Raw genomic sequence first — 20,190 nt, 5'->3', positions numbered from 1 at the left:
TTCGACTAAAAGGGATATCGCGAATTAGCGATGTAATGATGTGAAAGCAGGCGGAAAATGGGTGGAAAAATTACAGGTCCGTACCGATGGCTTCGGCAAGAGCCCTGATGGCTGCTTCGTTGCGCTTGTAATAGGTCCACTGGCCGATGCGCGTGACGTCGACCAGCCCGGCGCGCTGAAGGGTGGCGAGATAATCGGACACCGTTGACTGCGACAGGCCGACGCCTTCCTGAATGCTGCTCACGCAGACGCCCACGGTGAGTACGTCACCCTCATCCTGCGGAGGGAAACTGTTCGCAGGATCCTTCAGACCCTTGAGGATCTGAAGACGGGTGCGGTTGGAGAGTGCCTTGAAGACGTCGAGTAATTCCATGGGGCGATGATATCGGTATTTATCGATATGTCAATGCGCGCGACAGGCAGCGTTCGTGGAGGAAGCTTCATCGTTGGGGGAGGGCAGTAGCAGGAAAGAGTGGCGACTCGCAGCTCAGCCCGAACGGCGCTTGCTGCGTTTGACCATCCCGAGGACGGCCTGCCGGAGCTCTTCCTTGGCATGCTCCTCCGTGATGTCTCCCCGCACGGCAGCATCCGACAGGGCGTCGGCGGCGCCAAGCATCGCCCAGAGGCTGGCGCTCGATACACCTGGAGCGTCGGTAAATGGCGCAAATACCTCAGCGCACTTTTCGATGAACGCCTTTTGGTATTCGCGCTTGACCGCCGCCAGCTCCGGCGAGCCGCTCAGTGCGGCCAGGACGCCCTGGATCTCACGGCCCTGAGTCAGCACGCAGTCGACATACGCTGCGGCGAAGGTACGCGCCTTGTCGGCCAGGGTCGGCCTGGCGCCTTCGATGGCTGCATCGAAAAGGACGGTTTGTCGGACGTCATAGTCTTCGTACAAGGCAGCGAGCAAGCCATTGCGCGTTCCGAAATGATCGTAGACCACGGGCTTGGTGACGCCGGCGACATCGGCCAGGCGACCCAGCGTGAGGGCGTCCGTACCCTCGTCGCTGATCAGTGCCCAGGACGCTTCCAGCAATTGGCGTGTACGGGCCTCTCGGGTCAGACGGCGGCGCGAAGGCTCAGGAGTTGATGAGGTCATGCACTAGATTGTCCCACTCTGCCTCAGCACTGGGAAGCGACACCTTGGCTCCTATCCCGAACGCCGTCTCCAGGTGAGCGGCCGGATAGCCTTCATCCGAGGCCAGGAGAAACGTGGAGCTGTGCACGCGGGCCCCGCAGTAATCGAAAATGCCGTGGTCGATCTGGATCTTCATGGCAGGCGCGTAGCCGTGGCGAGTGAAGGTGCCTGCATCTGCTCCACCCACAGCCACCAGATGGACATTCAGACGCTGCAGCTTCTTCACGACCTTGCCGTTGCCGTTGTCCTCGTAGGCCCAGCCTATCGAAAACACACGATCGATCCAGCCTTTGAGCAAGGCAGGGAATGACCACCAGTAGATCGGGTAGACGATCACCAGGGCATCGGCGCGATCCAGGCGTTGCTGCTCGACAGCTACATCGGCAGGCACTGCTCCCTGCCCGGTGAACAGCGCCTGATCCTCCTGGTTGAAGCGCGGATCGAAACCTTCGGCAACCAGGTCAGCAATTTCAGTGGTGTGCTGCGAGTTGGACGCGCTTATGCCCAGAGCGACCTGTTGGGCGATGGCGTGAGTCAGGGAATGTGGATTGGGATGGGTGACGACAATCAGGCTGTGCATGGTGGAGGCTCCGGTTACTTGGCGAACGGCCCGCAAGGCCGCAGGTTAGAAGTAATTGCTACCTACTAAAAGTAACCTACCATTGGTAACTTGTCGAGTTGCACGTGGCAGCGTACAGCGACCGCATCTTCCTTGAATCGTACCCACGCCTGAGAGGAAACTGCCTCGGTCGTTGGCTATTCGCCCCAGCAGCGAGAGCGGGCAGGGTCAAAGTTGCCCTTGCTGATGGCGCGCCGAGGCGGCACTGCTGAGGCTCGAGGGCGTGCTCGACAGCCATGTGGGCTACGCTGTTGAAACTAGCGCGGAAGCGCCTCTGATCGAGGTGTGGCCGGGCGATCCGCCCACCCGGCGCTGATCGTGCCGGGTGGTGCGGCTCGCCGCTATGCCTTGGACGGCCGTGCAGCGGGACGGCGTAGTCCGAGGTGCTCGCGCAGGGTTTTGCCGCGGTACTCGCGACGAAACAGCCCGCGTTTCTGCAACTCCGGCACTACCAGTTCGACGAAGCTGTCCAGGCCACTGGGCAGGAGTGGCGGCATGATGTTGAAGCCATCGGCGGCGCCGGCGCTGAACCAGGCCTCCAGGTGGTCAGCGACTTGCTTGGGGCTGCCGACTACGGTGCAGTGTCCGCGTGCGCCGGCGACGCGCAGATATAGCTGACGCAACGTCAGGTTCTCGCGCCTCGCCAGTTCGATGAACAGTGCCTGGCGGCTTTTCATTGCATTGCTCGGCGGAAGCTCCGGTAGGGGGCCGTCCAGGGGGAAACGGGAAAGGTCGATCCCGCCGGCCATCCCCGAAAGCAGGGCGAGGCCGAGTTGCGGCTCGATCAGGTCCTGTAGCTCGGTATAGAGGTCTTCCGCCTCGCTCTGGGTGCGCCCAAGCACCGGGGATATCCCCGGCATGATCTTCAGGTCACCAGGCTCCCGGCCCTGCGCGCCGAGGCGATCTTTAAGATCGACATAGAATTCCCGTGCACCTTCCAGCGTCTGTTGCGCGGTGAATACGACCTCCGCGGTACGCGCCGCCAGCGTCTTGCCTGGCTCGGAGGAGCCAGCCTGCACCAGCACCGGATGGCCCTGCGGTGATCGCGGCTGGTTCAGTGGACCGCGCACTCGGAAGTGCTCTCCGCGATGCTCGAGGGTGCGCAGTTTGTCGGGGTCGAAGTAGCGTCCGCTGGCCTTGTCACGCACGAAGGCGTCATCCGCAAAGCTGTCCCACAGGCCCCGCGCGACATCGATGAATTCCTCGGCGCGTGCATAACGGTCGGCATGCTCGAGGTGCTGCTCGAGACCGAAGTTCTGCGCTTCCTGATCGGTGGCGGAGGTCACCAGGTTCCAGCCCGCGCGACCGTCGGAAAGGTGGTCGAGAGAGGCGAAGCGCCGCGCCAGGAGATAGGGATCGTTATAGCTGGTGGACACAGTGGAGATCAGGCCGATGCGCTCGGTGGACGCGGCCAGGGTGGCCAGCAGCATCAGCGGGTCGAGGACTTCGCCGTGGGTGGTGTGGGCCGCCAGCTGGTTGCTGCCCAGCAGGGCGAGGTTGTCAGCGAAGAATATGGCGTCGAACAGACCGCGTTCGGCGGTCTGCGCCAGGCGCCGGAAGTGGGCGAGGTCGAGAGCGCTGGCGGGCGCTTGCGGATGACGCCAGGCGGCCAGGTGATGGCCGCTGCCCATGAGAAATGCGCCGAGGCTGATCTGTGCTTGGCTCATGTACACCTCAGAAGTCGTAGCGCAAGGTCACGCCAGTGACCCGCGGTTGGCCGGGATAGCTCACGTAGAGGCCGTTGGAGGAGGCGATGACCGCCTGGTAATACTCCTTGTCGAAGGCGTTCTTCACCCACAACGAGGCGTCCAGCAGCCCGTCGCCGACCTCGCGGCGCAGACCCACCGAGAAGTTGGCCAGGCCATAGCCGGGAATCTTCGACAGGTTGGAGTTGTCCAGCGTGCCCTCGGCTTCGGAGCGGTAGGCATAGCTGGCGGTGACGTAGGGCTCGAAGCGGTTTTCCAGCTGCCACTTGTATTCGCCGTTCAGGTTGGCGATCCAGCGCGAGGCGCCCATTACTCGCTCGCCGGAGAGGTCGCAGGTAGTCGGCGCGTTAGGTTGGCTGCTGACTTCGGCCGGGCAGGGGGCATCCTTGAACGACAGGTAGGTGACGTCGTTGAACGAGCCGTTGAAGTTCAGGGTGAGGCCGCGCAGCGGCAAGGCGGTGGCCTCGAACTCCACGCCGCGCGAGCGCAGGTCGCCGGCGTTGGCCAGCACTTGATAGCCGGTGACCGACCCCGCCGGTTGGTAGTAGGTAGTCGCCTGGTAACCGGTGATGCCGGTCCAGAACAGGTTGGCATTGAGTTGCAGGCGGCGGTCGAGGAGGGTGCTCTTGAAGCCCAGTTCGGCGTCGTTGGCACGCTCCGGCCCGACCAGCAAGGAGTCGGCACCTGCGCTGGGGGCGCTGCCGACGCTGAGGTTGACCCCGCCGGACTTCTCACCGTGGGACAGCGAGGCGTAGCCGAGCAGGTTGTCGTCGAATTTGTAGCTGAGGCTGAGTAACGCCGAGGGCGCGGCGTTGTGCAGGCTGAGATCGCCGGAGTCATAGGCGCCGGCCTGGCTGGCGCGCACGGCCGCCGGCAGGCCGGCGACCGGTGCTCCGCCTTGCGGTGCGTAGCGCTCGACCTGCGCTTGTTTCTCCTCGTAGGTGCCACGCAGCCCGACGGTGAAGTCGAGCTTGTCGGTCAGGTGCCAGGTGCCCTGGGAGAACAGGGCGAAGCTGTCGGTGTCGATCCAGCCCTTGCTGGTACTGCTCACGTTGTTCAGCGCGTTGAGGTTGGCGCCGATCAGGTTCAGGTCGGCGAGCGGGCCGAGGTCGACGAAGTAGCGATTGTTCAGGCTCTGGCGGAATGCATAGGCGCCGACCACGTAGTCGAAGGCGCCGCCGGTGGGTGAGGCCAGGCGGATCTCCTGGGAGAACTGTCGGTCGTGGATCTCATAGCCGAGGTCGCGGATCACCGGAACGTCCAGTTCGTCCGAATCGTTGGCCGGGTTGAAGTGCCAGTAGCGGTAGGCGCTGATGGACGTGAGGGTGAAGCCGCCGCCCAGCTGCCAGTTGGCTTCAAGAGAACTGGCGTTCTGATGGACGCTGACGTTCTGCCGGCCATCGATGTTGGATTTGCCCTCGACCGGGTTTGCCCCGACCAGCGCGGCGCGGCGCCAGAACTGGCTGGAAGCGCCGTAGATGACGCCGCTGCCCTGGCTGGAATTCTCGCTGTTGTACTCGTTGATCCAGCGCAGGCTGAAGTCTTCACTGGGTTGGAACAGCAGTTGGCCGCGCACGCCTTCGCGCTCGCCGCCCAGCAAGGTACGGCCGTCAGCCAGGTTATTCAGGTAGCCATCGTCGCGGGTCCGGTAGAGCGACAGGCGCCCGGCAAGCGTCTCGGTCAGTGGCCCCGAAAAACTGCCCTTGCCCTGAAAGTATCCGTTTTCGCCGCCGGAGGTTTCGATGCTGCTTTCAGGGGTGAAGGTCGGTTTGCGCGTCGTGATGTTCAGCACCCCCGCGGTGGTGTTCTTGCCGAACAGGGTGCCTTGGGGGCCGCGCAGCAGGTCGAGTTGTTCTATGTCCATCAGGTCGAACACCGCCATGCCTGGGCGGCCCAGGTAAACGTTGTCCAGGTAGATCCCGGCGGAGCCCTCCAGGCCATCGCTGGCCGGGTTGTTGCCGATGCCGCGCACGGCGATGCTCGACTGGCGGGCGTGGATGTAGGCGACGTTGACGCTGGGCAGGGCCTGCTGCAGGTCCTGGATTTTGTAGATGCGCTGTTTTTCGAGAGTGTCGCCACCCAGGGTGGTAATCGGCGTCGGAACGTCCTGGGCGTTTTCCTCGCGGCGCCGCGCAGTCACGGTGACTGTCTGCAGGGCGTCGGCGACGGGCTGCCCGTCGACCGAGGCGCTGGCCTGTTCTTCGGCGAGCGCGCCGCCGCTGGCGAGCAGCAGCGCCAGGGTCAGCGGATGCAACGCCGGGCCGGTACGGCGGGCGCGCAGGGGGAATCTTTGCATGGCTTGTCCTTGCAGCAGGGCCGTGGCACGCACGGCTATCAGTCGGCGAAGTGGGGGTTGGCCACCCCTCTGGACGCCGATGCTAGGCAAGCGCCATGGAAGGCGATGGGCTTTGGCGGACAATCCATGGTCCGTTGCGGACAGGGCCGAGCTAGAGCGCCAGGGCAAACCCTTTACCAGCCTGGGTAGCTGGCGGCTGTTCGAGAATACCCAGCTCGCCCTGGCGCCATTGGCCCGGGCTCTGTCCGGTCCAGCGGCGGAAGGCTCGATTGAAGCTGCTGGGTTCGTTGAAACCCAGGCGGTAGCACACCTCGTTGACCGAACACTGCGCCTGGCGCAGATAGTCGAAGGCGAGCTCCCGGCGAATGTCTTCCAGCAGCTCGCTGAAACTGGTGGCATGGCGCAGCAGGTGACGATGCAGATTGCGCGCGCTCATGCCCAGCTCTTCGGCAACCAACGCTTGCTGTACTTCGCCGCTGGGCAGTTGACGGATGATCGACTGGCGCACCTGTTCGGGCAGGTCATGCCCGGAGAGGCGCTTGAGGTAGTTGTTGAGACTGCCGTCCAGGGTTTGCGCCAGTTCGCGGTTGCCGCTGCGCAGGGGGACATCTAGCAGCGCCGGGTCGTAATCCACGGCATTGTTCGGCGCATCGAACGTTAGGCGTTGGCCGAATCGCCGCTCCCAGGTGGCGCTGTCTGCCGGCCGCGGGCGGTCGAGATGGACGCAACGCACCACGCCCAGGCCCCAGATCGATGTGGCATGGCGCAGGCCGGAAGCGAGCAGCGCCTCGGTGGCCATCTGCTCGACCTGGGCGCGGGCGATGCGTCGGTAAACCAGGCGGCAGAAGCCGGGCCCGCGCTCCAGGCTGACCTGCCCCGAAGTGCTGACTACCGGGGAAAACCGCACCACGCGCTCCAGCGCTTCTCCCACGGTCGCGCTGCTCTGCAAAGCGAACAACAGACCGTGGAAGTCCGTCGGCAGGCTGTGCTCCGCCACCTCCAGGCCGAAGCCCGGATCACCGGTGGTACGCTCCACCGCCCGCCAGAGAGCGCTCATGCGGTCCAGCGGAATGCGCAGGTTGGCGTCATGCAGCCGCGTCGCATCGATGCCGGCGGTACGCAGCAATGGCAGCGGGTCGTATCCATGTGCTCGCAGAGCACGGGCGATGACCTGCGCCCAGGTGGCAATGGTGTCGGCTTGCATTGGCCTACTCGGTTGGCGTGCGACCCGCGCGTGAGCCGGCGCCGGTCTTCAGGACGTTGTGCTGGCCATGATGGGTACTTTTATATAGTTCCTGAAGTAATTATTTTTATTATTGAAATAACTGAAACAGCTAAAAAGTAGCGATCACCTCATCCGGGTTAGCGCTGATTTAAACGTCAACCTTGCAGAGGCTCACAGTGTCCTCGGCTGTCGAGTGAAGAAACGCAACAGGCCACGCGCCAGTTCGCGACTGAGCCGGCCAGCGAAACTGAAATCGCGCACACCGGTTTCATCGACGTAGTTCTGCCAGTGCTTCTTCAGGGTTTGCAGCCGCTCCGGTTCTGCCTCCGCCAGATCGTGGATTTCACCGGGGTCGCGCGCCAGATCGTAGAGCTGCCAGCGGCCGGGGCCATCAGGCTTGGGGATATACAGTGCTTTCCAGTTGCACTGGCGAATGGCGCGGGCGCGGAACAGTTCCCAGCCGGTGGTTTCGTCGGCTGCGTGCGGTGCCTGTGTCTCGCGCTGGAGATAGCCGAGCAGTGAGCGACCACGGATCGGCAGTATTTCGCGACCCTTGTAATGGCTGCCCGGGTGGGAGGTTTCGGCCAGCTCCAGCAGCGTCGGTACGATGTCCATCACGGTGGCGAAATCGTGGCTGACCTCGCCTTGTCGGCGCAGGCCCGGCCAGGTGATGAACGCGGGAACGCGAATTCCTCCCTGGCTGGTGAACAGCTTGTACTGGCGCGACGGAGCGGTGGCCGCCTGCGCCCAACGCGGCCCGTACCAGACATAGGAGTTGGCGCGGCCGATGTTCTCGACACGGTTGTCGTAGTGCTTGCCAATGAAGCGCTGGGCAAGTTTGCCGACGATGGGCAGCGCTTCGAGCGCGGCTCCCTCGGCGCCGTTGTCCGAGAGGAAGATCACCAGGGTGTTGTCCAGCTCACCTGTGGCGCGCAGATGGCTGACGACGCGACCGACGTTCCAGTCCAGCCGCTCTACCATCGCCGCGTAGACCTCCATGGCTTTTGCGGACTGCCGCCGGCCGTCCTCGTCCAGCTCCTGCCAGCTCGGGGTGTCGGCGATGACAGGATGGGCCTCGACATTCTCGCCGATCAGGCCCAGTTCCTTGAGTCGTGCCAGGCGTTGTTCGCGCAGTGCATCCGGGCCGCTGTCATACCGTCCCTGGTACTTTCCGATCAGCTCATCCGGTGCTTGTAACGGAAAATGCGGAGCCGAGAAGGGCAGGTAGGCGAAGAATGGGCGGTTCTCGTCCGGCCGACGTTCACTCAAATAGTCGAGCAGGCGATCGGCGAAGGCATCGGAAGAGTAGAAGTCTTCGGGCAACTCGGTCAGCGGTTCGAGTCCTTCGCGGTAGGTGCCTTCTACGGCATGCAGCAGGCGCGGCATCTTGTGCGCGGGTACCTGCGGCGACCAGCCATAGTGGTTGTGCGCAGCGCCTTCGAGGATGAAGGACTGCTCGAAGCCGCGTGCCGCCGCTGAGGTTTCCGCGGTGCGCCCCAGGTGCCACTTGCCGGAGATTAGTGTGCGGTAGCCGGCATCGCGCAGCAGTTCGGCTAGGGTGACCACCTGTTGGTTCAGGTGACCTTCGTAGCCTGGGTGTTGGCGAATGGTCTCATCGCTGAACTCCGCCATCGCCCCGATGCCGGCCAGGTGGTGATCGGTGCCCGTGAGCAACATCGCGCGGGTGGGCGAGCAGGCGGATGCGGCATGGAAATCGGTCAGGCGCAGGCCGGCGAAAGCCAGCTCGTCCAGGTGAGGCGTATGGATTTCGCCGCCGAAAGCGCCGAGGTCGGAAAACCCCAGGTCATCGGCAACGATCAGGAGAAAGTTCGGGCGTTTGCTCATGGCGGCTCGCGAAGGAAGGGGGCTGGGGCAGCGCCCATTAAGACCATTGCCGTAGCGGCACGCCATTACCTTCGGAGAATACTTTTCATGCCTTTGCGGCATGGCTCAAAGGGGCAGACGCGGACGCCCGCCGAATCATTTTTCAGCTGCACGACGCGCAACCGCAGGCGTGGCGATGGCCTGTGGAATGCCTGCTTGCCGAAGGCCGACAAGCAGGCCGAGCGGTCAGAGGGTGACGAACAACGCGGAAGTCCACACGCGCGATTGATCGCGTTGGCGGGCGCTGATGAACAGCGGGTGTTCGCGGCCTTCCTCCAGGCCCAGCGAGTGCAGATCGATGCGGCCTGACACGTCGCGGGGCAGGGCGGTTTCGCTGACCTGCTCCAGCGCTACCTGCAACTCCGCTCCCGGCAGAGGCTTGACGATGGCGCCAGCGGCAAGCAATTCCTCACCCGAGAGTTCCAGCACCACCGTGGGAGCGTGAGGATGCGGATGAGGCTCCAGCGGATCGCCGACCTTCACGTAGCCATCGATCCGGCAATGCACGCGGATGGTCGCGCCCTTCAGCTGGGAGATGTCGATCTCCAGGCTGTCGGTGTCGCCGTTGGTGTCGGTTCTGAGTGCCAGGGTGGTGGCGTCCTTGCGCCATGCCACCTGTTCGGGATGGTCGGCGCCAAGGAAGCGGAAAGCAGTGAGGGTCGCGCCGGTGATGCTGATCTCGGCGTTCCAGTAGGCGCCACGGTAGCGATCCTTGATTCGGGCGCCGCCCAGGCGCAGGCGGATGCGGCGCGGCGACAGGCCGGCCTCGGCATGCAGGTTGCGCGACCACAGGCTGTGCTCGCCGCGGAACAGCTCGACGTGTTCCCAGCCCGCATCCCCCAGCAGACGATAATCCAGCGCGCTCTCGCCGCTGGCCGTCACCACATCGCCCATCAGGTGCTGGCCCAGGCGCAGCAACGCGACGCTGCGCTCGCCGGTGGTGGCGAAGGTGTGCCGGGCGCGCAGTGCGCGGCCTACGCCGGCGCGGTCGAAGCTGTCGGCGATCACCCCGGTGAGCCCGCCGCGCGAGCCGAACACGGCGGTCGCCGGTACGCCGCCGCCACAGCGGCCCTGGTGCTCGTCGCTATTGGCGGCGGCGCCGACACGGTAGCCGCGCTGCAGCGCCTCGGCGTAGACCCAGTGGAATTGCCCCCACGCCGAACCGACCTCTACCAGCCGTTCCAGTTGCGGATGGTGCCAGTCGAGGTTGCAGCGACGGCCGCCGACGTGGGGCATCATCAGGTGACCTTCGGGATCATGGGCGTAGGCGGCGTAGAGTTCGTCCACGGGCCACGCGCCGGGCTTGATGGTGCCGGCGGTGAACTCGTTCCACTCGAAGGAGCGCACCAGGCGGCCCCGGGCGTCGAAGGGAAACTCCGGCTTGCGGTCGTGCAGGAATACGACGTTGCGGTCGCCACCTGCGCAGGAGTTGCCGCACCACTCGGTACCCGGATAGCAGACGAAGCGACCCGGCTCATTGAGCTGGTGAATCAGGGCGACTGCAGCATCCCAGCGCTGTTCGGTGATGTTGAAGTCATTGGCGGTGTAACCGAGCACGTCGAGGCCGGCGACGTCGCGGCCGTAGCTCAGGTTGTACAGCGTGTCGTTGGTGCCCACGGTGTCATCGGAGTGCACGTGCAGGTCGGCATACAGCGGGCGCAAGGCAGAAGTCGCCGCGTCGACATTGACGAACGCCGTGGCCGGCAGCACCTCCGGTTGCGTGGTGGTGGCGCTAATCGACCATTCGCCCTGGGCCGGAAGCTCGACTGCCGGTACGCGCAGAATGGCCCAGCCTTCGCTGGCGAGGGTGAACGGCAGGCTGCGGACGTGCCCGCCCGGACCGGCCAGGGTGATTTCCCCGCTCATCGGCGTGAAGCGGCAGGTGTTGCCCCAGGCATCGTCGGCCCGCACCAGCAGGTCGAACGGCTGGCCTTCGCCCACCAGGCGCGGCGCGATGATCTGCAACCTTTCAGCGGCGCCGGGCACGATGTCCAGCAGCAGGTCTCCGGGCACCTCGGCGAACTTCGAACTGCCGAGTGGGTCGATGAACAGGCGCAGACGGAAGTCCTTCTCGACGAAGCTCTGTACCCGCGTGCCGGCGCCGCCCTGGCGTCGATCGCCGAGGCGGATGACGATGCGGTCGCCGGGGTTCAGGTAGCCGTCCACGATGTCGATCAGGATAGCCTTCTGGAAGGGGCGCTCGTGACCCTTCTGGTCGAACCGCACCTTCAGGTGTTGCACCGTCGCCGGGCTCTGGCCTGGCACGAGATCGCCGGCCTGGTATTCGGCACTGACATAGTTGGCGGCGCGCGGGTCAGAGGTCTGGAACAGTGCCCAATCCGAATAGAACTTGAACGCCAGCTTGAGCCAGGCGCCATCGGCCAGGCCGCTGGCCCCCACCTCGTAGACGAAGGTGATCTCGTCCCACTGGCCGGCCACCAGCGTCTGCCGATCGCAACGGATGCTGCCCAGGAAAGGTCGCGCCTTGTTGCGCTCGTAGAGTCCGCTCGGGGCGATGTACTCGCCGGCGTCACGGGGATCGAAAGTCTGGCTCACGCGGATACCTCGTTGCGAAGGATGTTCAGGAGTGCGGGCGCCTCAGGCGGCCCGCCAGGATTGGTAGTGGCGCTCCAGGCGACGGAACACCAGGCTCTCCATCAGCCAGGCGAGCAGGCCGATGACGGCGATGCCCAGCAGCACCTGGCTGCTGTTGCCGATCTGCCCGCCCATGGAAACCATCCAGCCGATGCCCTGCGAGGCGCCGATCATTTCGGCGGCCACCAGGGCTCGCCAGCCCTGGCTGAAACCGATGCGCAGGGCTGCAGTGAGGAAGGGCAGGGAGGCCGGCAGGTAGATGTGCAGGAGCAGCTGCGCACGCGTGGCGCCCAGCGTCCTGGCCGCGCGGACTTCGCCGTCGCGGATGCCGAGCACGCCTTCCTGCAGGGTGACGATCATCGGGAACACCGCCGCGATGAAGATCACCAGCATGATCGAGAAGAACCCGAGGCCGAAGATGATCAGAATCAGCGGCGCCCAGGCGATCGGCGGGATCGCCATGAACAGGCTGTTGAGCGGCGCGACGAACTCGCGGAAGCGCCGCGACAGGCCGGCGGCAGTGCCGACGATGACTGCGGCTATGACCGCGCTGCTGAAGCCGGCCAACTCCTCCAGGACGCTGGCACGGAACTGCTTCCACAGTGAGCCGTCCGCAATCCAGCGCAGCGCTTCGGCGCCGACCACCCAGGGTTGCGGCAGCACGTAGCTGGGGAAGCGGCTGGCCAGGGCGATCCAGACCAACAGCAGAAAGGGCAGTGAGGCCCAGCCCCAATTGGGTGTTGGCAATCTCATGGACAACTCAGTGGGAGGCTTTCTGCAGGAAGGAGGTGTCCACCAGGTCCTTGAGCGGCACGGTGGTGGTCATGAATTTCAGCGCGTTGGAATAGCCCATCAGGCGCTCGATGAACGCCAGGTCGGCGGCGTTCAGGTCGGCCGACCAGCCCAGGCGCTTGCGCGCTTCGGCGACGATGGCGCGGCCATCGGCCTGGCTGCCGTCGGGGCGCTGCACCGACTCCAGGCGGAATGCGTCGGCGATGATTGCGTCGGACTCCTGCGGATGCTCGTTCAGGTAGGTAATGGCGCGGCGGTGGGCGCGGAGCAGTTTCACCACATCGTCAGGGCGTTCGCGCAGGGTTTCCGGCAGGCCGATGACGACATACCAGGGGTACTGCGGCAGGGCCTGGTTGACGTCGAGCAGCAACCGCGCCGAGCCGCGCAGTAGCGCCTGGCTGACGAAGGGCTCCCAGGAAAACGCCGCATCGACAATGCCGCGATCCAGCGCCGCGTTCATGTTGCCCGGTGGCATGTCGACGATATCCAGATCGGTCTCCGGATTCAGGCCGGCGCGCTCGCCCAGCACATAGCCGCGCAGCAGAACATCCATGCCGCTGCCTTTCTTCACTCCGGCCAGCTTGTGTCCCTTAAGCCCGGCCAGGTCCTGAATCGGGCTGTGGATACCCGCCAGCACGGCGGCCTGGCCGTAGTTCACCTTGGCCAGGATCACGCTCTTGAGCCCGCGTGCATACCACTGGTAAACCGGCGGCGCACCGACGTAGGCGACATCCAGTTCATGGGCCGCCAGGGCCTGCTGGATCACCGGACCGTCGCCCAGTGCCTTGATGTCGACATCGAGTCCTTCGTCGCGGTAGTAGCCGAGCTTGTCGGCGATCAGCACCGGCGCGTTGGCCATGGCGAAGACGTAGCCGATTCGCAGCGGTTCGGCGGCATGGACACAGGCGATCCAGGAGGTCGCTGCCAGGGCGATGGGCAGAAGCAGTTTCTTGATCATGCGGGACTCGTTGTCAGTGGGGGGTGTCGATGCTTAGCGGAGAGGCGGCCATGACCTCGCCAATGCGGGCCATCAGCTCATTGCGGTTATCGAGGAAGGCCGGCAGGCGCCGGGTTTCCAGATTGCTGCGGGGACGCGGCAGGTCGATGGCCAGCTCGCTGTGGATGCCCCCCGGCGCGATGTTCATCACCACCACGCGGTCGGCCAGGAACACGGCCTCGTCGATGTCGTGGGTGATGAACAGAACCGTCTGCCCCAGGGTTGCCCAGAGCCGCAGGGTCTCTTCGTTCATCGCGGCGCGGCTGATCGCATCGAGGGCGGCGAACGGCTCGTCCATCAGCAGCACCTCGGGTTCCAGCACCAGAGCGCGGGCGAGGGAAATCCGCTGCTGCATGCCGCCGGACAGCTGGCGCGGAAGCTGGTGCGCGGCATGCTCCAGGCCCACCAGGCGCAGGTAACGGAGCGCGCGCAGGCGCTGCTGCGCGGCATCGCCCTGGCCGGCGAGCCTGAGGCCGAAGCGCACGTTCTCCAGCGCGCTCAACCAGGGGAAGAGCTGCGGGCTCTGGAACACGTAGCCCAGGCGCGGCAGTTCCGGGCGGGTTGCCTCGCCGTGCACCAGCACCTGGCCGGCACCGGGTTTCTGGAAGCCGGAGAGCAGGTTGAGCAGGGTGGTCTTGCCGCATCCCGAAGGACCGAGGATGGCAACGAACTCGCCAGGCCGCGCGCGCAGGTTCAACCCACTGAAAACGGTGTGTCCGTTCGGGTAGGCGAATTCGACGTCCTGCACGCTGAGCGCATCGGGCGGCAGGTAAAGTTCGGCGTGGGACATGGCAAGCGGCATCGAGTCATCTAGAATGGAGGATGCCTGGCATAATACGTATTAATACAAGTTATCCCAAGACTGAATGGTCATAACCTTAGAAGCGAAGCGCCAGCACTCGGCTTCATTCCAGCGGATCGGTAACTACGTGACTCTCCAGCGAGCAAGTACCACGTCTCTCTACGAACAGATCGTCCAGCAGCTGCTGCAGGAAATTCAGCGGGGCGACTACGGCGCCGACGGCAAGCTGCCCTCCGAGGCGGAGCTGATGGCGCGCTTCGACGTCAGCCGCGTCACCATCCGACTGGCGCTCGGCAAGCTGGAGGAGGAGGGCATCGTCGAGCGCAAGCAGGGCAAGGGCACCTTCGTGGCGGCGCAGCAGGTGAGGCATAACCTGGATGCCTTGCGCAGCTTCCACGAATCGCTGCTGCTTCAGGGACTGCACCCCACGATGCGCATGCTGGGGCATGCGCGCTGCGCGGTGCCCGAGGATGTCGCCGGCCTGTTTGACGGGCACTGCGTGAAGGTCGAGCGCCTGCACCTGGTCGACCAGGAGCCCATCGCCTACGCCTGCAGCTATTTGACTGATGAGCTGCGCGCAGTGGACTGGGAGGAGATGGCGGAGGTGCCGCTGTACTCGGTGCTCGAGCGCGTGACCGGGCGCGCGGTGATGCGTGCGGACATGGCCATCCGGGCGCGGGAAGCGGACATAACGCTGGCTGGCCATCTTGGCGTGAAGCGGGGGACGGCGCTGCTGGTGATGGAGCGGACGTCCTGGTTCGACGACGACAGCTGCTGCGACCGCTCGACCTTTTTCATTCGCCCCGAACGCTATGCCTTTGTGCTGAGCGGCGTGTTCAAGACACGGTGACGGAGAGCAACATGCCCCTTCGGCCCGAGGCGGATAGAGCGACAGGTTGATGCACGCTGCGCGGACTTGCTTGTCATGAGCTGAGAGGCATCACCAGAGAAGCAGGGGGCGTGTTGTCGGTTCGGGCCTATGGCAGGAAAAGCTAGAGGCAGTTACCGACCCAGGCTGTGTGAAAACGTCGTCCTCGCCTAGAGTTGCTGGAGCAACGTCAGCGGGGGCGGCGTATGAAGCGATTCATCGAAGAGGTGAGCCGAGCACACGTCAGCTTGCTTCCCTAATGCCTGGATGACTTCGTCGCCGAAGACAACCCGATCCGCGTGGTCGAAGCGTTCGTCGAGCAACTCGATTTGGTGGCCCTGGAGTGCAATGGGGCCACGCCTGCCGTAACTGGGCGACCGTCCTATCGCCCTGCCGTGATGTTGAAGGTCTACATCTACGGCTACCTCAACCGCATTCAGTCCAGCCGTCGCCTGGAGCGCGAATGCCAGCGCAACCTCGAGCTGATGTGGCTGACTGGGCGACTGGCTCCAGACTTCAAAACCATTGCCGACTTCCGGCGCGACAACGGCAAAGCCATTCGCAATGTCTGCCGGCAGATCGTCGTGCTGTGCCGCCAACTCGATTTGTTCTCCCAGTCGCTGGTGGCCATCGACGGCAGCAAGTTCAAAGCGGTCAACAACCGTGATCGCAACTTCCCCCATGGCAAGCTGCGCGCCCGGATGGAGCAGATTGAAAAGAGCATCGACCGTTATCTGGCAGCGATGGACACCGCCGACCGAACTCAATCCGATGTCGCCGAAGCCAAGGCCAGCCGCCTCCAGGACAAAATCGAGAAACTCCGCCAGCAGATGCAGGCGCTCAAGGAGATGGAGCAACAATTACGCGAAGCACCGGATGGACAAGTCTCGCTCACCGATCCGGATGCACGCTCCATGGCTACCAGCGGAAAAGGCACTGGCGTAGTCGGCTACAACGTGCAGACTGCGGTCGATACCCAGCACCACCTGATTGTTGCGCACGAAGTCACCAACGTCGGCCATGACCGTGCAGCGCTTGCCACGATGGCCGAGCAGGCTCGCGAAGCCACCGGGTCTGAACGCCTTAGCGTCGTTGCCGACCGAGGCTACTTCAGCGGGGTGGAAATCCTGGCGTGCGAGCAGGTGGGCATTACTCCCTTCGTGCCCAAGCCGATGACCTCCAGCAGCAAGGCTGAAGGGCGTTTTGGTAAACAGGACTTCGTCTACATAGCCGCTGATGATGAGTACCAATGTCCTGCTGGGCAGCGTGCAATCAAGCGCTTCTCGACGGTAGAAGATGGCCTCGAGCTGGATGCTTACTGGAGTTCTGCCTGTCCGAGCTGCTCAATACGAGGCCGTTGCACTACCAGCAGTTTCCGCCGACTCAAGCGTTGGCGGCACGAAGCGGTACTGGAGGCCATGCAGCAGCGGCCGGATCGTCAGCCGGAAATGATGAGCGTGCGCCGCCAGACCGTGGAGCATCCATTTGGCGCGCTCAAACATTGGATGGGCGCGACGCACTTTCTGACCAGAGCGCTGCCCCAGGTAAGCACGGAAATGAGCTTGCATGTGCTGGCCTACAACCTCAAACGGCTGATGAGCATCTTCGGCGTCACCGGTGCGATGGCGGCACTGCGGGCCTGAGGTCGGTCATTTTCCTGCGGCTCCTCACCTCAAACAGCCATCTACCGCTTCAGGAGACTCAGTCATTGGATAACGGCCGGTAATCGCTTTAGGCGCGCGCACTTTCGAGGGCCAATCCCAAATTCGGTTCTGGTGTAAGCACTTCGACGTTTTCACACAGCCTAGGTCGGTAGCTGACGCTCAGCCGGCTATCTCCGGATAGCGACGAGGGGCTGCAGGCGAGCTAACCGGCGCACCTAGCTCCAAGCGCCAGTAACCCACGTCGTGCCACTGGCCCAGCTTGAAACCGACCTGAGGGAAAGTGCCGATGTGCCGGAAGCCCAGCCGCTCATGCAAGCCGACGCTTCCAGCGTTGGGCAGCGCGATGCCGGCATAGGCTGCGTTGAACCCCTGCCTGGCGAGTATGGGGAGCAACTCGGCATAAAGGCTGCGGCCAACCCCGGAGCGACGTTCGCCGTCCGCTATGTAGACGGTGACATCCACCGCCCAGCGGTACGCAGCACGCGCCCGGTGCTGACTGGCGTAGGCGTAGCCAACCAGGCGGCCATCGCGTTCCGCGACCAGGTAGGGGTAGGCCTGCAGCGTCGTGACGATGCGCTCGCGCATCTCCTCTACGGTCGGCGGTACTTCCTCGAATGAGATCGCCGTGCCAGCCACTATGGGGGCGTAGATGAGCTGGATTGCCGGCGCATCTTCAGGGCGTGCTTGTCTGATTTCGATGGGCATGGCGGCCTCAGATCAAGCGCTGATTCACGCGGGCGGAAAGCTGCTCGGCGCTTTCCTTGCGCTCGGAATAACGATCCACCAGGAACTCCTGGCGGTCGCGCAGCAGCAGGGTGAACTTCACCAGTTCCTCCATGACGTCCACCACGCGATCGTAGTAGGCCGACGGCTTCATCCGGCCGGCGTCGTCGAACTCCAGGTAGGCCTTGGGTATCGAAGACTGGTTGGGGATGGTGAACATGCGCATCCAGCGGCCGAGCACGCGCAACTGGTTGACCACGTTGAACGACTGCGAGCCGCCGCAGACCTGCATCACCGCCAGCGTCTTGCCCTGGGTGGGGCGCACGGCGCCGAGCGCCAGGGGAATCCAGTCGATCTGCGCCTTGAACACGGCCGATAGCGCTCCGTGTCGCTCCGGCGAGCACCACACCTGGCCTTCCGACCAAAACACCAGATCGCGTAGCTCCTGCACCTTGTGATGCTCCACCGGCACATCGTCAGGTAGCGGCAGGCCGGAGGGATTGAAAATGCGCGTCTCGGCGCCGAAGTGCTGCAGCAGGCGCGCGGCTTCCTCCACCAGCAGGCGGCTGAAGGAGCGTTCGCGGGTCGATCCGTACAGCAGCAAAATGCGTGGCTTGTGCTCACTGGTGCGGACTGTCGCTGGCGGCAGGTCGAATAGAGAAGGGTCGAGATTGGGCAGTTGCTCGGACATGTTTCCTCCTGCTCAGAGAGCGCCGATGCGATCCAGCTTACGCTTGAGTTCGTCGCGACCGAGGGTGGCGAAAGGAAGGGCGAAGAAGGCACGGCAGCGCAGCTCGATGCGGGCCAGCGTGGCACGGAAGGCAGCGTCGATGGCGGGTTCATCACCCACTACATCGGACGGGTCTTCCAGCCCCCAGTGGGACTTCAACGCCGGGCCGAAGTACACCGGGCAGGCGTCGCCGGCGGCCTTGTCGCAGACAGTGATGACGATGTCCGGCGGATTGCCTTCGAAGGCATCGTTACCCTTGCTGCTCAGGCCCTCGATGGAGATACCGGCCTGCTGCAGGGTGGTGAGGCTGCGCGGCAGCACCTGGCCCTTGGGGAAACTGCCAGAGCTGACCGCCTCGAAGCCTTCCGGCGCCAGGTGGTTGAATAGCGCTTCAGAGAGGATGCTGCGGCAGCTGTTGGCCGTGCACATGAACAGGACTCGCATGGAGGTCTCCTCCGCTCAACGCGGAAATCAGAGGCTCAGGCGCAGCGCCAGGGCCGAAAGGGTGATCAGCAGGACGGGCAGGGTCAGCAGGATGCCGACCTTGAAGTAGTAGCCCCAGGTGATGCGCATGCCTTTGCGCTCCAGCACATGCAGCCAGAGCAGCGTGGCGAGGCTGCCGATGGGGGTGATCTTCGGGCCGAGGTCGCAGCCGATCACGTTGGCGTAGATCATCGCTTCGCGCACCAGGCCTTCCGCGCTGCTGCCCTGGATCGACAGGGCGCCGACCAGCACGCTGGGCATGTTGTTCATCACCGACGAAAGCAGCGCCGAGAGCAGGCCGGTGCCGATGGCGGCGCTCCACAACCCCTGTCCGGCGAGACGGTCGAGCAGTTGGGTGAGAAAGTCCGTGAGGCCGGCGTTCTTCAAGCCGTACACCACCAGGTACATGCCGAGGGAGAAGATCACCACCTGCCAGGGCGCATCGCGCAGTACGCGACGGGTAGAGATGCGGTGCCCGCGAGCGGCGACGGCAAACAGGATGGCCGCGCAGACGGCGGCCACGGCACTGACCGGGATGCCCAGCGGCTCCAGGGCGAACAGGCCGACCAGCAGCACCAGCAACATCCACCAGCCGACGATGAAGGTAGCGCGATCGTGGATCGCCGCCTTTGGCTCCTTCAGCGCATCGAGCGCGTACTGCCTCGGGATGTCGCGACGGTAGAACAGGAACAGCACCAGCAGGGTGGCGGCGACACTCGCAAGGTTCACCGGCACCATCACCGAGGCGTACTCGGCGAAGCCCAGGCCGAAGTAGTCAGCCGAGACGATGTTCACCAGGTTGGAGACCACCAGCGGCAGGCTGGCGGTATCGGCGATGAAGCCGGCAGCCATGACGAAGGCCAGGGTCGTGGCGGGAGAGAAGCGCAGCGCGAGCAGCATCGACATGACGATGGGGGTGAGAATCAGCGCCGCGCCATCGTTGGCGAACAGCGCCGAGACAGCAGCGCCGAGCAGTATGCAGAAGGCAAACAGTCGGTTGCCGCTGCCATTCGCCCAACGCGCCACGTGCAACGCGGCCCACTCGAAGAACCCGGCCTCATCCAGCAACAGGCTGATGATGATGACGGCGATGAAAGTGGCGGTGGCGTTCCAGACGATGGCCCACACGGTCGGGATGTCGTGCAGTGAAACCGCGCCGGCGGCCAGGGCGATGATCGCTCCCAACGCGGCGCTCCAACCAACGCCAAGGCCCTTGGGTTGCCAGATGACCAGAACGAGGGTGAAGACGAAGACAGCAACGGCGACCAGCATGGAGGACTCGCTCGAAGGGATCAGCAGCAGGCGGAATCACGGACGGGGCGGCCGTCCATGTTCTGCAGGCGGAGGGTGTTGTCGGCCAACCATTGCGCGTTGGCCAGCAGGGTGACCTGCAGCATCTCGTGCACCCAGCCAGGCAGCTCGGGGTTGAGGCGGTAATACACCCACTGGCCCTGGCGGCGATCCAGCAGCAGGCCGCTGCTGCGCAACTGCGCCAGGTGGCGGCTGATCTTCGGCTGGCTGTCGTCCAGCGCGCACATCAGCTCGCAGACGCAGAGCTCGCCCAGACTGGCGATGAGCAGGGTGGCGCGAGCGCGGGTCTCGTCGGCCAGGCTCTTGAAGACTTCGGGTGGAGTGATCATGGCGTCACCTTACATATGGAAAAGCGAA

Annotated in this window: 18 protein-coding genes; 2 read left to right on the top strand and 16 right to left on the bottom strand. The window is 64.3% G+C overall.

Translation table 11 applies throughout. The features are described 5' to 3' along the window. Positions 1-70 precede the first annotated feature (70 nt). From ACIPK7_RS06710 to ACIPK7_RS06660, 11 genes are all read right to left on the bottom strand, one after another. Complete coding sequence (locus ACIPK7_RS06710; RefSeq protein ID WP_401086678.1) at positions 71-373, bottom strand: ArsR/SmtB family transcription factor; 303 nt, start codon at positions 371-373, stop codon at positions 71-73. 114 nt (positions 374-487) lie between these two features. After that, a complete protein-coding gene (locus tag ACIPK7_RS06705) occupies positions 488-1,099 on the bottom strand; it encodes a TetR/AcrR family transcriptional regulator (protein ID WP_401086675.1) in 612 nt (203 codons plus the stop codon). Further along, complete coding sequence (locus tag ACIPK7_RS06700) at positions 1,080-1,718, bottom strand: NAD(P)H-dependent oxidoreductase (protein ID WP_401086672.1); 639 nt, start codon at positions 1,716-1,718, stop codon at positions 1,080-1,082. Before ACIPK7_RS06700 ends, ACIPK7_RS06705 begins: the two co-directional genes overlap by 20 nt. A gap of 380 nt (positions 1,719-2,098) precedes the next feature. Continuing rightward, positions 2,099-3,424, bottom strand: a complete 1,326-nt coding sequence (locus ACIPK7_RS06695; RefSeq protein WP_401086670.1) for an LLM class flavin-dependent oxidoreductase — start codon at positions 3,422-3,424, stop codon at positions 2,099-2,101. Positions 3,425-3,431: 7 nt separating this feature from the next. After that, positions 3,432-5,759, bottom strand: coding sequence for a TonB-dependent receptor (locus ACIPK7_RS06690; protein ID WP_401086667.1), 2,328 nt, complete (start codon positions 5,757-5,759; stop codon positions 3,432-3,434). 151 nt (positions 5,760-5,910) lie between these two features. Then, complete coding sequence (locus ACIPK7_RS06685) at positions 5,911-6,963, bottom strand: AraC family transcriptional regulator (RefSeq protein WP_401086664.1); 1,053 nt, start codon at positions 6,961-6,963, stop codon at positions 5,911-5,913. 192 nt (positions 6,964-7,155) lie between these two features. Then, complete coding sequence (locus ACIPK7_RS06680; protein ID WP_401086661.1) at positions 7,156-8,829, bottom strand: arylsulfatase; 1,674 nt, start codon at positions 8,827-8,829, stop codon at positions 7,156-7,158. Positions 8,830-9,054: 225 nt separating this feature from the next. Next, positions 9,055-11,424, bottom strand: coding sequence for a hypothetical protein (locus ACIPK7_RS06675; protein WP_401086658.1), 2,370 nt, complete (start codon positions 11,422-11,424; stop codon positions 9,055-9,057). A gap of 42 nt (positions 11,425-11,466) precedes the next feature. After that, the gene (locus tag ACIPK7_RS06670; RefSeq protein WP_401086655.1) at positions 11,467-12,216 is read right to left on the bottom strand and encodes an ABC transporter permease; all 750 of its coding nucleotides are present in this window, start codon (positions 12,214-12,216) and stop codon (positions 11,467-11,469) included. 7 nt (positions 12,217-12,223) lie between these two features. After that, positions 12,224-13,213 carry an ABC transporter substrate-binding protein gene (locus tag ACIPK7_RS06665; protein WP_401086652.1) on the bottom strand — a complete coding sequence of 330 codons (990 nt, stop codon included), beginning with the start codon at positions 13,211-13,213 and terminating at the stop codon, positions 12,224-12,226. A 13-nt stretch (positions 13,214-13,226) separates the two neighbouring features. After that, a complete protein-coding gene (locus ACIPK7_RS06660) occupies positions 13,227-14,042 on the bottom strand; it encodes an ABC transporter ATP-binding protein (RefSeq protein WP_401086649.1) in 816 nt (271 codons plus the stop codon). Between the two features lie 139 nt (positions 14,043-14,181). On the opposite strand from ACIPK7_RS06660, the gene ACIPK7_RS06655 reads away from it, so the two are divergent. Then, entirely contained in the window at positions 14,182-14,904 is a 723-nt protein-coding gene (locus ACIPK7_RS06655; protein WP_401086903.1) for a GntR family transcriptional regulator, read from the top strand. A gap of 281 nt (positions 14,905-15,185) precedes the next feature. After that, entirely contained in the window at positions 15,186-16,565 is a 1,380-nt protein-coding gene (locus ACIPK7_RS06650; protein WP_401086901.1) for an IS1182 family transposase, read from the top strand. Positions 16,566-16,745: 180 nt separating this feature from the next. Here the strand turns inward: ACIPK7_RS06650 and ACIPK7_RS06645 are convergent, their stop codons facing one another. From ACIPK7_RS06645 to ACIPK7_RS06625, 5 genes are read right to left on the bottom strand one after another with little or no spacing between them, the layout of a single operon-like run. Further along, complete coding sequence (locus ACIPK7_RS06645) at positions 16,746-17,291, bottom strand: arsinothricin resistance N-acetyltransferase ArsN1 family B (protein ID WP_401086646.1); 546 nt, start codon at positions 17,289-17,291, stop codon at positions 16,746-16,748. Between the two features lie 7 nt (positions 17,292-17,298). Then, the gene (arsH, locus tag ACIPK7_RS06640) at positions 17,299-18,000 is read right to left on the bottom strand and encodes an arsenical resistance protein ArsH (protein ID WP_401086643.1); all 702 of its coding nucleotides are present in this window, start codon (positions 17,998-18,000) and stop codon (positions 17,299-17,301) included. Positions 18,001-18,012: 12 nt separating this feature from the next. Next, positions 18,013-18,483: an arsenate reductase ArsC gene (locus tag ACIPK7_RS06635; protein ID WP_192431138.1), complete on the bottom strand. Its 471-nt coding sequence runs from the start codon at positions 18,481-18,483 to the stop codon at positions 18,013-18,015. A 27-nt stretch (positions 18,484-18,510) separates the two neighbouring features. After that, positions 18,511-19,794 (bottom strand): arsenic transporter, encoded by a 1,284-nt coding sequence (locus ACIPK7_RS06630; protein WP_401086640.1) that lies wholly within the window; start codon positions 19,792-19,794, stop codon positions 18,511-18,513. A 20-nt stretch (positions 19,795-19,814) separates the two neighbouring features. Further along, positions 19,815-20,162: a metalloregulator ArsR/SmtB family transcription factor gene (locus ACIPK7_RS06625; RefSeq protein ID WP_401086637.1), complete on the bottom strand. Its 348-nt coding sequence runs from the start codon at positions 20,160-20,162 to the stop codon at positions 19,815-19,817. Positions 20,163-20,190 lie beyond the last annotated feature (28 nt).

The sequence above is a fragment of the Pseudomonas sp. NPDC086581 genome (assembly GCF_044746165.1).
Classification (GTDB): Bacteria; Pseudomonadota; Gammaproteobacteria; order Pseudomonadales; family Pseudomonadaceae; genus Pseudomonas.
The sequence above is the reverse complement of the archived record's forward strand: the minus strand, read 5'-3'. Positions and strand labels throughout refer to the sequence as shown.

What these genes read in the sequence shown, in the direction of transcription:
- ACIPK7_RS06710 (WP_401086678.1), bottom strand. Translation starts at nt 373, where the DNA reads ATGGAATTACTCGACGTCTTCAAGGCACTCTCCAACCGCACCCGTCTT.
- ACIPK7_RS06705 (WP_401086675.1), bottom strand. Translation starts at nt 1,099, where the DNA reads ATGACCTCATCAACTCCTGAGCCTTCGCGCCGCCGTCTGACCCGAGAG.
- ACIPK7_RS06700 (WP_401086672.1), bottom strand. Translation starts at nt 1,718, where the DNA reads ATGCACAGCCTGATTGTCGTCACCCATCCCAATCCACATTCCCTGACT.
- ACIPK7_RS06695 (WP_401086670.1), bottom strand. Translation starts at nt 3,424, where the DNA reads ATGAGCCAAGCACAGATCAGCCTCGGCGCATTTCTCATGGGCAGCGGC.
- ACIPK7_RS06690 (WP_401086667.1), bottom strand. Translation starts at nt 5,759, where the DNA reads ATGCAAAGATTCCCCCTGCGCGCCCGCCGTACCGGCCCGGCGTTGCAT.
- ACIPK7_RS06685 (WP_401086664.1), bottom strand. Translation starts at nt 6,963, where the DNA reads ATGCAAGCCGACACCATTGCCACCTGGGCGCAGGTCATCGCCCGTGCT.
- ACIPK7_RS06680 (WP_401086661.1), bottom strand. Translation starts at nt 8,829, where the DNA reads ATGAGCAAACGCCCGAACTTTCTCCTGATCGTTGCCGATGACCTGGGG.
- ACIPK7_RS06670 (WP_401086655.1), bottom strand. Translation starts at nt 12,216, where the DNA reads ATGAGATTGCCAACACCCAATTGGGGCTGGGCCTCACTGCCCTTTCTG.
- ACIPK7_RS06665 (WP_401086652.1), bottom strand. Translation starts at nt 13,213, where the DNA reads ATGATCAAGAAACTGCTTCTGCCCATCGCCCTGGCAGCGACCTCCTGG.
- ACIPK7_RS06660 (WP_401086649.1), bottom strand. Translation starts at nt 14,042, where the DNA reads ATGTCCCACGCCGAACTTTACCTGCCGCCCGATGCGCTCAGCGTGCAG.
- ACIPK7_RS06645 (WP_401086646.1), bottom strand. Translation starts at nt 17,291, where the DNA reads ATGCCCATCGAAATCAGACAAGCACGCCCTGAAGATGCGCCGGCAATC.
- arsH (WP_401086643.1), bottom strand. Translation starts at nt 18,000, where the DNA reads ATGTCCGAGCAACTGCCCAATCTCGACCCTTCTCTATTCGACCTGCCG.
- ACIPK7_RS06635 (WP_192431138.1), bottom strand. Translation starts at nt 18,483, where the DNA reads ATGCGAGTCCTGTTCATGTGCACGGCCAACAGCTGCCGCAGCATCCTC.
- ACIPK7_RS06630 (WP_401086640.1), bottom strand. Translation starts at nt 19,794, where the DNA reads ATGCTGGTCGCCGTTGCTGTCTTCGTCTTCACCCTCGTTCTGGTCATC.
- ACIPK7_RS06625 (WP_401086637.1), bottom strand. Translation starts at nt 20,162, where the DNA reads ATGATCACTCCACCCGAAGTCTTCAAGAGCCTGGCCGACGAGACCCGC.